The 14,057-nt window shown below is 72.6% G+C and carries 13 protein-coding genes; 3 read left to right on the top strand and 10 right to left on the bottom strand.

The annotated features are described in order from the left end of the window. Positions 1-11: 11 nt before the first annotated feature. The 8 genes from EDD40_RS02415 to EDD40_RS02380 all read right to left on the bottom strand — a co-directional run bounded on the left by EDD40_RS02415 (position 12) and on the right by EDD40_RS02380 (position 8,995). The gene (locus EDD40_RS02415; protein WP_123741444.1) at positions 12-1,325 is read right to left on the bottom strand and encodes an MFS transporter; all 1,314 of its coding nucleotides are present in this window, start codon (positions 1,323-1,325) and stop codon (positions 12-14) included. A gap of 5 nt (positions 1,326-1,330) precedes the next feature. Next, positions 1,331-2,161, bottom strand: a complete 831-nt coding sequence (locus EDD40_RS02410) for an inositol monophosphatase family protein (RefSeq protein ID WP_123741443.1) — start codon at positions 2,159-2,161, stop codon at positions 1,331-1,333. Further along, the gene (locus tag EDD40_RS02405; protein WP_123741442.1) at positions 2,158-2,616 is read right to left on the bottom strand and encodes an NUDIX hydrolase; all 459 of its coding nucleotides are present in this window, start codon (positions 2,614-2,616) and stop codon (positions 2,158-2,160) included. Before EDD40_RS02405 ends, EDD40_RS02410 begins: the two co-directional genes overlap by 4 nt. After that, positions 2,613-3,800, bottom strand: coding sequence for a DegT/DnrJ/EryC1/StrS family aminotransferase (locus EDD40_RS02400; protein WP_123741441.1), 1,188 nt, complete (start codon positions 3,798-3,800; stop codon positions 2,613-2,615). Before EDD40_RS02400 ends, EDD40_RS02405 begins: the two co-directional genes overlap by 4 nt. Continuing rightward, positions 3,797-4,855 (bottom strand): NAD-dependent epimerase/dehydratase family protein, encoded by a 1,059-nt coding sequence (locus EDD40_RS02395; RefSeq protein ID WP_123741440.1) that lies wholly within the window; start codon positions 4,853-4,855, stop codon positions 3,797-3,799. The genes EDD40_RS02400 and EDD40_RS02395 overlap by 4 nt, the downstream gene beginning before the upstream one ends. Positions 4,856-4,931: 76 nt before the next feature. Continuing rightward, positions 4,932-7,274: a carbamoyltransferase HypF gene (gene hypF / locus EDD40_RS02390; RefSeq protein ID WP_246037352.1), complete on the bottom strand. Its 2,343-nt coding sequence runs from the start codon at positions 7,272-7,274 to the stop codon at positions 4,932-4,934. 17 nt (positions 7,275-7,291) lie between these two features. Next, entirely contained in the window at positions 7,292-8,317 is a 1,026-nt protein-coding gene (gene hypE, locus EDD40_RS02385; RefSeq protein WP_123741439.1) for a hydrogenase expression/formation protein HypE, read from the bottom strand. Positions 8,318-8,404: 87 nt separating this feature from the next. Further along, the gene (locus EDD40_RS02380; protein ID WP_123741438.1) at positions 8,405-8,995 is read right to left on the bottom strand and encodes a cysteine hydrolase family protein; all 591 of its coding nucleotides are present in this window, start codon (positions 8,993-8,995) and stop codon (positions 8,405-8,407) included. Positions 8,996-9,270: 275 nt separating this feature from the next. On the opposite strand from EDD40_RS02380, the gene EDD40_RS02375 reads away from it, so the two are divergent. Beyond that, positions 9,271-10,245, top strand: a complete 975-nt coding sequence (locus EDD40_RS02375) for an XRE family transcriptional regulator (RefSeq protein WP_123741437.1) — start codon at positions 9,271-9,273, stop codon at positions 10,243-10,245. 600 nt (positions 10,246-10,845) lie between these two features. On the opposite strand, the gene EDD40_RS02370 is transcribed toward EDD40_RS02375, so the two are convergent. Continuing rightward, positions 10,846-11,514 (bottom strand): TetR/AcrR family transcriptional regulator, encoded by a 669-nt coding sequence (locus tag EDD40_RS02370; RefSeq protein WP_123741436.1) that lies wholly within the window; start codon positions 11,512-11,514, stop codon positions 10,846-10,848. A gap of 92 nt (positions 11,515-11,606) precedes the next feature. On the opposite strand from EDD40_RS02370, the gene EDD40_RS02365 reads away from it, so the two are divergent. Together EDD40_RS02365 and EDD40_RS02360 are read left to right on the top strand one after the other, a co-directional pair. Continuing rightward, on the top strand, positions 11,607-12,737 hold the full coding sequence (locus EDD40_RS02365; protein WP_123741435.1) for an FAD-dependent oxidoreductase: 1,131 nt from the start codon (positions 11,607-11,609) through the stop codon (positions 12,735-12,737). A 225-nt stretch (positions 12,738-12,962) separates the two neighbouring features. After that, entirely contained in the window at positions 12,963-13,478 is a 516-nt protein-coding gene (locus EDD40_RS02360) for a hypothetical protein (RefSeq protein ID WP_123741434.1), read from the top strand. A 118-nt stretch (positions 13,479-13,596) separates the two neighbouring features. Here the strand turns inward: EDD40_RS02360 and EDD40_RS02355 are convergent, their stop codons facing one another. Continuing rightward, entirely contained in the window at positions 13,597-14,016 is a 420-nt protein-coding gene (locus EDD40_RS02355; RefSeq protein ID WP_123747688.1) for an HPF/RaiA family ribosome-associated protein, read from the bottom strand. Between the last annotated feature and the right edge of the window lie 41 nt (positions 14,017-14,057).

Raw genomic sequence — 14,057 nt, 5'->3', positions numbered from 1 at the left:
GGAGTCGTCGGTCACGTGCGGGCGGCGGGTGCGTCGTCGGCGGCGGCCCAGCGCCGACCGGCTTCCCAGTAGGCCTGGACTTCGTCCAGCGACCGGCCCTTCGTCTCCGGGGCGAGGAAGAACACGAAGAACCAGGCCGCGACGGTGACGGCCAGGAGGACGAGGTAGGTCGCCAGGCCGCCGGCGGCGTCGAGCAGGCCGAGGAAGAACTGGGCCACGACCAGGTTGGTGGTGAGGTTCGTCAGCAGCATCGCCGACGCCCCGGCGCCGCGCAGGTGGTCCGGGAAGCCCTCGGCGGCGAAGACCCACACCAGTGCCCCGAACCCGGAGTTGAACCCGACGACGAAGACCAGCAGGCCGAGGAAGCCCGGCACCTCCGGTGAGTCGACGGCGAAGCCGAGCACCATCAGGGCGTGGCCCAGGCCCATGAGGGTGGTGCCGGTGAGCAGGGCGGGCCGCCTGCCGAACCGGTCGATGGTCAGCGCGCAGACCAGTGCCGCGCCCGCGCCCGCGAGTTGGACGGAACCGGGCAGCACCAGCAGTCCGAAGGCGTCGGTGTAACCCATGTGCTCGAAGATCCGCGGGCTGAAGAACACCATCGCGTTGATGCCCGTGGCCTGGACGAAGAACCCCAGCGCGATGACGAACAGCGTCAACGTGCGGTGGCGCGGGCCGAACAGGGCGCGCAGGACGCCCGGCGCACGCGCGGCGCCGGTGATCGGCCCGGCGGCCCGGAGCTGCCGCCAGCGGTCGGTCTCGGGCAACCGGGTCAGCCACAGGGCGGTGAGGAGGGCGAGGACACCGGGCACGGCGATCATCAGCCGCCACTGCCCGCCACCCGCGAGGAAGTAGCCGCCGACGTACCCCGTCGCGCACCCGAGGGAAGTCGCCACCTGGTACAGGACGGCGGTGCGCCCGCGAGCGCGCGTGGAGACCGACTCGGCGATGAAGATGGGGGTCGCCACGATGGCGATGCCGATCGCGATGCCCTGCACGAAGCGGCTCGCGTCCAGCCACCCGAGGTCCGTCGACGTCACGGCTGAGGCGGTGCCCGCCAGGTACAGCAGCGCCAACCCGAGCAGGGTCGTGCGGCGGCCGAGCGCGTTCACGAGCCTGCTGCCCAGCAGCGCTCCGACGATCCACCCGGCCGCCGTGGCGGCGTACAGGGAGCCCTGCTGGGTCGTGGTGAGGGCGAAGTGGTCCGTGACCAGCGCCAGCGCGCCCGCCATCGCGGTGGCGTCGTAGCCGCAGGTCAGTCCCATGATCATGGCCAGGATGCCCACGCGGGCGTCCTGGCCGCGCCGGACGGGGCGGGTGGTGGTCACGCCGATCAGTCCTCCTCGGGTGCGGGGACCGCCGAGGCGATCGCGGTGACGAGCGAGGGGTGCGCGGCGGCCGAGGCGAAGCAGACCTCGAAGATCCGGTCCGCCTTCTCCAGCGGGCGCGTGAGGTCCAGCGGCCGTCCGTCGAGGTCGGTGCAGCGACCGCCGCACTCCCCCAGGACGCACACCGCCGCCGCCACGTCCCAGATCCGGCAACCGCGATGCACGTACGCGCCGTACGCGCCCTCGGCCACCATGCAGAGGTCGAAGACGCTGTTGCTCATGCGGACGCCGAGGCACGCCGTGCCGATCGCGGCGACGAGCCGCCCTTCGGCCGCCATCAGCTCGGCCGGCCCCTTGTCCATCCCGTAGGCCACCAGCGAGTGCTCCAGCGCGGTCGTCGGCAGCGGCTCGAGCGGCCGGCCGTCACGGGTGGCCCCGCGACCGGACTGGGCGACGTACACCGTGCCGAAGGCGGGCAGCGCCATGCCGCCGGCGAGCACGCCGTCCGGGCCGACCACCGCCATCATCACCCCGTACAGGGGGCTGCCGACGGCGTAGTTGCTCGTGCCGTCCAACGGGTCGACGATCCAGCTGGTCCCGTGCTCGCCGGGGGTTTCGCCGCTCTCCTCCTCCAGGATCGCGTGCCCCGGGTACTCGTCCCCGATCCGCCCGGTCAGCAACGCGCCCAGGGCGAGGTCCGCGTCGGTGACGACCTGGTTCACGTCGTCCGGCTTCACCGCGGCCCGGCCGACGCCCCGCATCCGGGTGGCCACGTCGGACGCCTCGCGCAGGCAGGACTCGATGAACTCGGTGTAGTCCGGCGTCGGCGCGGTCACCGCGCCACCTTGGCGTACTCCGCGATGACGGGTCGCTCCGGCGTGATCAGGGTGGCCGGGATCTCGTCCAGGGCGAAGAAGCGCCACGCGCGGTTCTCCGCGGTGTCCAGCGAGATGGTCGCCTCCCGCGGCAGCCTGGCCACGTAGGCGGCGGTGACGTTGAAGATCTCGTCGCCGTTCGGGTAGCGGTAGTAGTACTCGGCGCCGGAGAAGATCCCGAGCAGGCTCAGGTCGCCGACCTCCAGGCCGGTCTCCTCCCGCACCTCGCGCCGCCCGGTCTCCTCGAACGACTCCCCCGGCTCCATGAGGCCGCCGGGCAGGCCCCAGCCGCCGGTGTCGACCCGCTCCAGGAGCAGCACCCGCCCGGCCGGGTCGGTGACCACGACCGACGTGCCGGGCAGGATCAGCGGCCGGGTGCCGACCAGCCCGCGCAGGTCCGCCACGTAGTTGTTCATGATGCCCTACCACCACTTCCGCGCTGGATCGATCGACGGGCCGCGTGCAGTTCGCCGATGAGGTCGCAGATCTCGTCCACGAGGCGCGCCGGCATGTGCGAGTACAGCGGCAGCGTGATCATGCTCGCCGCCAGGTGCTCCGTGACGGACAGGTCCGCGTCGACCGGCACGTCCCGGTAGGCCCTCTGCTGGTGCAGCGCGGGGCTGAAGTACTTGCGGGTGCTGACGTTCTCACGGGCCAGCCGCTCGGCGAGCTCGTCGCGGGTCATGCCGAACCGCGCGCCGTCCACGCGGACGCCCAGGTCCTTGTACGAGCTCACCGCGCCCGCCGGCACCTCCTGGAACTCCAGGCCCGGCAGACCGCCGAGGCGGGTGCGGTAGCGCTCGGCCAAGGACCGCCTGAGGTGGATCCACCGGGCGAAGCCCTTGAGCGCGTGCCCGCCCAGCGCGCCGGACACCTCGGTCATCCGGCCGTTGAGCCCGACGAAGCGGCTGTCGTAGTCGCCCGGGTTGCCGTACTCGCGTGCCGTGCGCAGCTTCGCGGCCAGCGCGGCGTCGTTCGTGGTGATCAGCCCGCCCTCCCCGGTGCTGAGGGTCTTGGTCGGGCTGAGGCTGAACACCTCGGCCACGCCCTTGCCGCCCACCATGACGCCGTCGGGATAACGGCTGCCGAAGCCGTGCGCGGCGTCCAGCACCAGCGGGATGCCCCTGGTGTCGCACAGTTCCTGCAACCGGTCGGCGTCGCACGGCGCGCCGAAGGTGTGCACGGCCATCACGCCCGCCGCCCGCGCGATCAGCGGTGCGACGGCGTCCGGGTCGAGGGTCCAGGTCCGGGCGTGGGACTCGGCGAAGCGGACCCCGTTGCCCGCCCAGTCGATCGCGTGGCCGGACGCCATGAACGTGAAGCTCGGCACGACGACGTCGCCGGTCAGGCCCAGGCAGCGGAGCACGAGCATCAGGCCGGTCGTGCAGTTGCTGACCGCGACCGCGTGGTCGACGCCGAGGTAGTCGCTCGCGGCCTCCTCGAACTCGCGCACGTGCCTGCCGTTGGTGAGCATGCCGGACCGGAGGATCCCCTCGATGGCCGACGCCAGCCCGGCGTCGGCTTCGACGGTCGGGCGGGTCAGGGGCACCAGCTCGGGGAAGCGCGGCGGGCGGGCGGTGTCCGCGGTGGTGTCGGTCATGGTCGGGGTCCCCCGGTGGATGACGGAACGCGCTCGTCGGGTGGGAAGGTCGGGACGGAGCCGCCTGCGCCGAGGCCGGGGTCGTCGCGCTTCGCGAGTGCGGTCAGGTAGTTGCTGTACCGCGGGGAGTCGAAATCCGCGAACCCCCCGTCGAGCATGGCGTCCCGGATGTCCCGCACCGTGTCTACCACCCGGTGACCCAAGGTGAGGCCCAGCTCTCGCCCGATGGGGTCGAAGTTCACCCGGTAGTCGCGTGGGTCCGTCTGCTCCTTGCGGATCTCCAGGCGGACACCGGCGATCTCGCCGGCGATGAGCTCCCCGATGGCGTCCATCCGGTAGTTCTCCTCGCCGAAACCGCAGTTGTAGACGCTGGGCGCGGTGTGCCGACCGTCCCGGAGGACGAGCTGCACGGCTGCCGCCGCGTCCTCGACGTGCAGGAACGGCCGCCACTGCGTGCCACCGTGCACGGTGACGCGGGCGCGCGCCACGGCGTCCGCCGTCATGACGTTGACCGCGAGGTCGAACCGCATCCGGGGTGACAGGCCGTGGATGGTGGCGAACCGCAGCAGACGCGACGAGAGCACGTCCCGGGGCAACGAGAGCAGGTAGTGCTCGGACCTGACCTTGGATTCGGCATAGGCGGACTGCGGCGCCACGGGCGACCACACGTCCGCCTCTTCGTCCCCCGTGAGCCCGTAGTTGCTGCACGTGGACGCGAAGACCAGCGACCGCACACCCGCACGCCGGCACGCCTCGGCGACCCGGACGGTGCCGAGGTAGTTGACCTCCCAGGCGGTGTCCGGGTCGACCGCGCAGGCCGGGTCGCCCACGATCGCCGCCAGGTGCACCACCGCGTCCACCCCGTCGAGCGCCTTGTCCCAGGAGCCGACGTCGCGGACGTCGCCGTCGACGTAGGTGACCCGGGGCAGGTCGAGTTCCGGACCGCCGACCAGGCCGTTGTCGACCACGACGACCTCTGAGCCGGATCGGCACAGCCGCTGTGTCAGCACCGACCCGATGTACCCGCGCCCACCGGTGACCAGGTACTTCTTCATGGTTCGTTTCTCTCCTCGGTTCTGCGCGTCCGGGGCCGCCCCGGGATTCGGCGCGCTCGGCGGGCCAGGGGCGCGGTCACCGCTCACCACCCGCCAGCCGGGCGTCGGCCACCACGACCTGGCCGAGCGAGATGCCTCCGTCGTTGGTCGGCACCTGCCGGTGGCAGTACGCGTCGAACCCCGCCGCGCGCAGCTCCACCAGGCAGTTGACCAGCAGGAACTCGTTGAGGAAGACACCGCCGGACAGCACCACCTGTCCGGTGCCCTCCGCGCGCAACACCCGGCACCGCTCCACGACGACGTCGACCACGGCCGTGTGGAAACGACGGCTCATCACCGCGGTGTCGAGGCCGACGGCCACGTCCGCGGCGAGCGCGCGCACCAGTGGCCGCGGGTCGATCTCGGTGACGTCGTCGTGCTCCAGCAGGCCGAAGCGGTACCCCTCGTCGCGTTCCGCCATGGTGAAGTCGCGTCCGAGCAGGCCTTCCAGCTCGACGGGACCGTGCGCCTCGTACTCGGCGCGCGTGGTGACGGCCAGCAGGGCGGCGACGCCGTCGAACAGCCGGCCCATGCTGGAGGCGGGCGGCGCGTTGATCCCGCGCCGCGCCATGGTGGCGAACACGTGCCGCTGCTGCTCGTCCAAACCCTCCAGGACCGGGAAGGCTCCGATCGCGGCCGAGGTCTCCTCGAACGCGTCCAGGGCCAGCGCGAAACCGGTCCTGATCGGCTCGGTGACCGCCTTGTCGCCGCCCAGCAGCGGCACGGTCCTCAGGTGCGCGACGCGGCGGGCGTCGTGGTAGTCGCCCAGCAGGAACTCGCCGCCCCAGATGGTGCCGTCCAGGCCGTACCCGGTGCCGTCGAACACGACGCCGATCGTCCGGCCGGTCAGCCGGTTGTCGGCCATGCAGGACGCCATGTGCGCGTGGTGGTGCTGGATCGGGACGACGTGCTCGAAGGCCTTGCCCTGCTCCTCGAACGCGAAGCGCGTGGCGCGGAACTGCGGGTGCAGGTCGACGGCGGCGTGCCGCGGCCGGAGCTGGTGCAGCTCCGCCAGGTGCTGGACGGCCGCCCGGTGCGCCACGAACGTCTCGTCGTTCTTGACGTCGCCGATGTGCTGGCTGACGTAGACCCGGGAGCCGCCGCTCAACGCCACCGTGGTCTTCAGCTCCGCGCCGTAGGCCACCAGCGGCGCCAGGTCGGCGCCGACCTCCACGGGGTACGGCGCGTAGCCGCGGGACCGGCGGATGAAGCTGACGACCGGCTCGTCCAGACCGGGGTGCTCGGAGTAGCGGACGATCGAGTCGTCGACCCGGACCTCGATGTCGCGGTCGTGGTAGAGGATCAGGTCGGCGACCTGGGGCAGCTGCGCCAACGCGTCCTCGTTGCGGTGCACGATCGGGTAACCGGAGATGTTCCCGCTGGTCATCACCAACGCGGCCAAGCCGGTGTGATCGACCAGGAGGTGGTGCAGCGGCGCGGACGGCAGCATCACGCCGAGGTTCGGGTTGCGCGGCGCGATCTGCTCCGGCAGGCCGCCGGGCCGCTTGCGCAGCAGCACGATCGGGCGGGCCGGGGAGAGCAGCAGGTCCGCCTCGGCGGGACGGACCTCGGCGAAACCGGTGACCTCCGCCAGGTCGCGGGCCATGACCGCGAACGGCTTGGAGTCGCGCCGCTTGCGAGCCCGCAGCCGGGCGACGGCCTCGGCGTTGCGGGCGTCCACGGCGAGGTGGAACCCGCCGACGCTCTTGACCGCGACGATCCTGCCCTCGGTGAGCGCGGCCGTGACCGCCGCGAGCACTTCCTCTCCTCCGACCACCTCGCCGTCGGGGCCGGCCAGCAGCAGCCGGGGGCCGCAGTCGGCGCACGCGTTGGGCTGGGCGTGGTAGCGGCGGTCCAGCGGGTCGGCGTACTCGGCGGCGCAGGGTCGGCACATCGTGAAGGCGGCCATGGTGGTCGCGGCCCGGTCGTAGGGCAGGTCCCGGATGATGGAGTAGCGCGGGCCGCAGTTGGTGCAGTTGATGAACGGGTAGCGGTACCGGCGGTCGGCCGGGTCGCGCAGCTCGGCGAGGCAGTCGGCGCACACGTGGGAATCGGCGGGGACGACCGTCGTGCGCAGTCCGCCGTGCAGGCTCTCCCGGATGGTGAACCCCTCCGCCTCCGCGGCGGCGGGCAGCTCCTCCACCCGCACGCCCGTGACCCGGGCCTGAGGTGGCGCCTGCGCGCTCAGGCCCTCGGTGAAGCGGCGCACCTCCTCGGGTCGGCCGGCGACCTCGGCCAGGACGCCCTCCGGGTCGTTGAGCACCCAGCCGGTCAGGTCGTGCCGCAGCGCCAGCTTGTACACGAACGGCCGGTAGCCCACGCCCTGGACCACGCCCACCACGCGGATGCGCCGCCGGATCCGCGGACCGCCGTCCGGCACGCCGCCCCCTCCCGCGCTCAGCACAGGCGCGGCAGCTCGGAGCCCTGGAGCTCCTCGATCACGGAGTCACGCCCGTCGCCGTCGCGCATCAGCACGACCGGCTCGGCGGTCTCGGTCACCTCGCCGATCGCGACCGCGTCGCCGCCGTACCGGTGCGAGCGCAGCGCGGCCAGCACCTCCTGCTCGGCTTCCGGTGCGACGAACAGGCACAGGCAGCCCTCGTTGGCGGCGTGGATCGCGTTGATCCCCAACATGTCCGTGGCCATCACGGTCTCGAACTGGATGGGCAGCCGGTCCTGCTCGACCCTGATCGTGAGCCCGGACGCCTGCGCGTACTCGTGCAGGACGGCGGCCAGACCGCCCCGGGTGACGTCGCGGACCGAGCGCACCGCGCCCGCGGCCGTCGCCGCCAACAGCTCCTCCAGCAGCCCGTTCAGCGGCGCGCAGTCGCTGAGCACGCGCTGTTCGAAACCGAGGCCTTCCCGGATCGACAGCAGGTGCACGGTGTGGTTGCCGATCGACCCGCTGAGGATCACCCGGTCGCCGGGTCGCACGTCGCGCATCCGCAGCGGTTCCCGCTCGAAGACGCCGATGCCGGCGGTGTTCAGGTAGATCTGGTCGACCTCGCCCTTGCGGACCACCTTGGTGTCGCCGCAGACGATCTGGACGCCCGCTTCGAGGGCCGCCTCCCGGATCGAGGCGACCACCCGGAGCAGCCGGGAGATCGGGAGCCCGGTCTCCAGGATCATCCCGAGGGTGAGGTAGAGCGGACGCGCGCCGACCACCGCGAGGTCGTTGACCGTGCCGCAGACCGCGATCTTGCCGATGTCGCCGTTGCCGAAGAACGGCGGGTCGACCACGAACGAGTCGGTGGTCATCGCGATCCGCCCGACGGGGACGGACAACATGGCGCTGTCCTCCATCTCGCCGATGTAGACGTCGCCGAGCGTGTCGACGATGAGGGAGACCAGCTCATGGCTGAGCTTGGCCCCGCTGCCGTGGTCGAGAACGACCTCGTCCGGGCCGGTGACCGACCTTGCCATCGAAATTCCTCCCTTTCCGGGTGCGCGCGGAATGACCATTCGCGGATTCGCCGGGATCGTGGTGCGCGGAATCGGGACGGCCGGTCGTCAGGGCAGCGTCTTGACGATCCTGCGGGGCAGTTCACCCTTGGTGTCGAGGGTTTCCAGGATCTCCGACGAGTCGGCGACCGTGGCGCAGTACCCGCTGAGCCAGGTGAGCGAGCGGTCCCGGTCCGCCGGGTTGTCGGAGACGACGCAGTCGGAGGGGACCCACACGTTGTAGCCGCGGAAGAAGGCGTCGGCGGCGGTCGTCTGCACGCAGATCTGGGTCTGCAGGCCGGTGACCACGACGGTGTCGACGCCGGCGGCCTGGAGCAGGCCGTGCATCTCGGTCTCGTAGAAGCCGCTGTCCTTGTTCTTCTCCACCACCACGTCGCCGTCAGAGAGGAAGGCGGGCAGGATTTCCGCGCCCTCGGTGCCGCGCTGCAGCGGCAGGGTTCCGTCGGCTTTGCGGTTCGCGTTGGGGTCGTCGGGCAGGTTGATCAACTGCAGGTGGTAGACGGTGTGACCGCGGCGCCGCATCTCGTCCAGGAAAGCGGTGTAGTGGGGCTGCGCGTCGGCGATCACCGCGGTCCGCTCGGGGGTCAGGTAAACCACATCGCCCTGGAGGTCGTTGGTGAGGACGGCGATCTTGCCCATGAGTGCTCCTTGTCCAGACGAAAGCCGATGGCGCAATGAGGCGCAGTCCGCGGAATGACCCCGGGCGGACCGGCAGCAGAAACTCGTCGAGAGTAAGGCGGCGCGAAGCAGGTGAACAAGGCACAGCGCTGTTCGGATTCGTTCACCGGGGCGATCGCCGTTCGAGGCCTGTTCGGAACGTAGCCCACGCCGTTCACGAACGCACCCGAACAGCCCAACGCCGCCCGCTGGATCGGCGGTCGCCCCCGCGTGGACTGGACCACCATGCTGGAGCCATGAGCCACGGAGGGGGCGGCTCAGCAGAGTCGCCGTTGGCAGCACCGCAGCCGACCGAGGCCACCACCGCAGCCGAGTTCACCACGGCACTGCGCGCGTTGCGGATGTGGTCGGGGCTGACCTACCGACAGTTGGAGGGCAAGACCGCGGCGCACCAGGACCGGTTGCCGCCCAGCACGATCGCGACCACGCTCGGCCGCGCCACGTTGCCCAGGGAGCACTTCGTCGACACCTTCACCCGCGCCTGCGGCCTCGGGGACGACGAAGTGCTGCTGTGGCTGAAAACCCGGCACGACATCGCCATCCGGGCCACCGACGAGGACGACGAGGACCAGCCGGCCCCGGCGCTCGGCGCACCGGTCCGGTCGCGTGCTCCGCGATGGCGTCGCGCGGCGAGCCTGCTCGCGGCCACCTTCGTCGGCGTCGTGGGCACGGTGGCCGTCGACGCGGTGGTCGACCGGTCCGCGCCGGCCTCGCCGTCCGCGTCACCGGTGGCGGGACTGACCATCCGGCCGGTGGGCAGCTGGGCGCGCGTCCACCCCGCGCGGACGCCCGAGCTGTGCCTCACCGAGGGCCGCGCCGACCACCGCGCCGGGGCCGTCGCCGTCCAAGGTTCCTGCGCGGACGCGCCTCTCCCGTACGCGTTCATCGAGCCGCTCGGCGCGGACGTCGTGCAGATCCAGTGGCACCACCCGCGGCACGGCATCAGGTGCCTCGCGGTCCTGCTCGGCGGGCCGGACCGCGACGTGCTCGAGCCACGCCACGAGTGCGCCGACGACGACCCGGCGCAGCGGTTCCGGATCGAACCGGCCGGTCCGCCGGGCGCGACGGACGTCCGCATCCGCCCCGTCGCCACGGACCTGTGCCTCGGCCCGCGCGACCGGGCCACCTCCGCCGGCGCCGAGATCGTCCAGACCCCCTGCTCCACCACGTCCGACCAGGTGTTCCTGATCGAACCGACCGCACCCCCGTGACCGGTCGGGCCGACGACCGCCGTCGCGCGGGGTGTCGGGGCGCTCAGCCGAACAGCTCGTTGTGGCGGAAGGTGTCCACCCGGGCGGGCGGCGGGTCGTAGCGCGCGGCCAGGTCGGCCGGGCGGCGGGGCAGCAGGACGCGGTCGGCGCGCACCAGGTCCTGGGGCGATGGTGTCCGGACGGACGACCAGGGTTTCCCGTTCCGTCTGGGATGTCCGAACACTCCCCCCGAGGTGACCGGCAGCTCTTGCGACAACCGCGCCGCAGCGCCTGACCGGCGGCCCGCCTGCCGGCTCCGGCCGGCGCATCGTGGGAAACCACCGGGAAATCGCCGGGACGGCCGCCGACAGTGGACCCGCTACCGCACGAGACCACTCGGCTTCCACGCCTTCACGTCACCGACGGCCCCTCACCGCTGCGGCCCTCCGGCGGAACCGGAGGCGACGTGGTTCACCCGGGAACGGCGAGACGGGCGTGGCCGGGACGGCTTCGCGGTGTCCCACCCCGCGGCCGGACTCGGCGGCAGCCCGGCGGGCGCCGGGTGCTCGACGTGGCCGAGGCGACGTGACGAGGCGCGCCGCCCCCGGTCCTGGCGAGTGCTCACCGGAGCCGCACGATGCCGGCCAGGATCAGGTCGACGCCGTCGAGGAACTGCGCGCGGTCGTCGTGGTCGCGCAGCTCGTCCGCGACGGTGCGGGTGAAGGGGAACTCGTCGGGGTCCAGGTCCGCCCACTCGGCCGACACCGCCGCCAGGTGGTCGCTCCGGTTCGTGGTCCCCCGCAGCGTCCGGGCCAGTGCGGCGTTCTGGCCGCCGACACCGAGGACGAAGTGCAGCACCGCGGACGCCGCGGTGAACCGGGCGGACGGGGGGACGCCGAGCGCCCGGACCTGCCACCCGATGCGCTCGAAGATGCGCAGCACGGCCGGCTGGGTGGGGTTGGCGGAGAGCTGGGCGCCGACCCAGGGGTGCGCCTCGATCGCGTCGAACACGCCGACCGTGACCGCCCGGATCACCTCCTGCGGCGTCCCGGTGGCCTCGGCGCTCGTCACGGGGGCGAGGACGGCGGCGGTGGCGGCGGCGAGCAGCTCGTTCTTGTTGGCCACGTGCCAGTAGATCGCCCCGGGCCCGGTCTCCAGGTGCGCGGCGAGCGCGCGGAAGGTCAACCCGCTCTCGCCCTTGTCGTCGAGCAGCTCGACGGCGGCGCCGACGATGCGCTCCCGGGAGAGCGCGTCCTCGCGCCGCTCCGGGTGCCGTGCCCTGGTGGTCATGCGCCTCATCTTGACATATCTGGAACGGTGTTCCAGCCTAGGTGTTTGGAACACCGTTCCAGACACTTTCCCGGCAGCGAAGGATCCACCGCATGACCACCTCGGTCACGATCGTCGGCGCGGGCCTCGGCGGGCTGACGCTCGCCCGCGTCCTGCACGTCCACGGCATCCCGGCGATCGTCTGCGAAGCCGACACCTCGGCGGACGTCCGCGGCCAGGGCGGCCGGCTCGACATCCACGAGCACAACGGCCGGCTCGCGCTCGAGGAGGCCGGCCTGGTCGACGAGTTCCTCGCCCACGTCCACCAGGGGGCGGAGGCCGCGCGGGTCCTCGCCCCGGACGCGACCGTCCTGCTCGACCACCCCGACGACGGCGCCGGCGTCCGACCCGAGGTGCTCCGCGGCGACCTGCGGCGCATCCTGCTCGACTCGCTCCCGGCCGGCACGGTCCGGTGGGGGCGCAAGGTCACCGCGGTCCGGGCGGTCGGCGACGGCCGGCACGAACTGGCGTTCGCCGACGGCTCGACCGCGACGACCGACCTGCTGGTCGGCGCGGACGGCGCGTGGTCCCGCGTGCGCCCGCTGCTGTCCGACGCCGAGCCCGAGTACGTCGGCACGTCCTTCGTCGAGACGTACCTGTTCGACGCCGATCGGCGCCACCCCGCCTGCGCGAAGGCCGTCGGCGACGGCGCGATGTACGCGCTCGTGCCGGGCAAGGGGATCCTGGCCCACCGCGAGGCCGGCGGCGTCCTGCACACCTACGTGGCGCTCACCAAGCCCCGGGAGTGGCTCGACGGCATCGACTTCACCGACACCGCCGCCGCCACCGCGCGGGTGGCCGCCGAGTTCGACGGTTGGGCGCCGGAACTCACCGCGTTGATCACCGACGGGGACACCCCGCCGGTCCCACGCGCCCTGCACGCCCTGCCGGCCGGGCACCGGTGGGGCCGGGTGCCCGGCGTGACGCTCGTCGGCGACGCCGCCCACCTCATGCCCCCGAACGGCGAAGGCGCCAACCTGGCCATGCTCGACGGCGCCGAGCTCGGCAGGGCCCTCGCCGCCCACCCCGACGACGTCGAGGCCGCGCTCGCGCAGTACGAGCAGGCGCTCTTCCCCCGCAGCACCGCGGAGGCCGTCGAAGCGCCCCGCGACTTCGAGACCTGCTTCGGCGCCGACACGCCCGGGAGCCTCCTCGAACTGCTCACCGGAGGGCAGGGCGGGTGACCGGGCGGTCACCCGTCGACGCGCCGCCGGGTCGACTGCCGTCGAACGGGTCGGCGAACCGAGCGGGCTGGGGAAGATGTCCGTGTCCGGCGCGGCCGAGGCGGTGAGGCCGTCCGGGCCGGGTTCCCACGCCCGGGGCTCGACTTCCCGCTCGGAGCCGGCCGCCGCCCGCGAGCAACGCTCGCCACTTGGACCGGGACGAGGGCTTGGGCTTGGATCACCGGCATGGGTGACGCGGAACAGATGTGGATCACCGTCGTGCCGGCGCTGGAGGACGGCGAGGAGGACGAGGCCGAGCTGGTCCTCGTCGGGATCGACCCCGCCTCGGGCGACCCCGGCCAGCGCGTGGTGGACATGCTGCTGGACCGGGGCCACGAAGGGGAGGAAGGGGTGTTCTACCTGCTCCCCTTCGACCTCGGGGTGCGCTACGAGCGCACCGTCGACCGGTTGGCCGTGCTCCTGCTGACCTCGCCCGAGGTGTACGACCACATGGTGCGCGAGTACCGGGAGGACCTCGCCGGAGCCGCGGCGCACCTGCGCGGCGCCCCGCTGGTGGACGGCGGCGTGCTCCTGCTGCGCCGAGAGATCACCACGGACTTCGACCCCGCCACCGGGGACGGGAACCAACCGGTGGTCCTGCTGCTGCGGGAGGGGCCTGCGACGGAGCCGGACCTGTTCTCGGCCTTCGACGAGGGCGAGGCAGCGCTCGCGGTCGTCGGCACCTGGGGCGAGGACGAGTAGGTGCTCGCCCGACCCTCGACGGCGCGGACCGGCCGGGTCGACGGCCCGCCGTCCGCGTCGGTCGCGGACTTCGGCAGCAGTCGACCCGGCGCGGCACGACGGGTTCGGCCGTCGTCGGTCAGATCGCGCGGGGCTCCGCGTCGCCGCCCTCAGCGTCCAGGCTCGTCTCGATCACGCCGACCTGCTCCGGGTCTTCCGGAGGGGGCATGTGGCGGATGCTGTCGCTGCCCTTGTGGTCGTGGGCGCGGCTGTACCGGGAATCCAGCACCCTCCCCAGCTTGTGGGCCGCCCCGGCGTACGCGTCGTCCACGGTGGTCGCGTGGTGGGTCACCGCGACCGGCTGCTTGCCCCCGGGCCGCGCCTCGATGACGCACTTCTTGTCCTCCGGCTTGCTGCCCCCGTCCTCGCTGAGGTGCACCTCCACCCGGGTCAACCATCCGCTGAACCGGGACAGGCTGCTCTCCAGGTCGGTGGTCACATAGGTGGCCAGTCCTTCGCCACCGTGGATGTTGTGGTCGGTGTTGACCTGGATCTGCATGAGCACCCTCCGAAGCGGAACAGCGATGGTCTTGCTCGGTA

This window comes from Saccharothrix texasensis (assembly GCF_003752005.1).
GTDB classification, from domain to species: Bacteria; Actinomycetota; Actinomycetes; order Mycobacteriales; family Pseudonocardiaceae; genus Actinosynnema; species Actinosynnema texasense.
The sequence above is the reverse complement of the archived record's forward strand: the minus strand, read 5'-3'. Positions and strand labels throughout refer to the sequence as shown.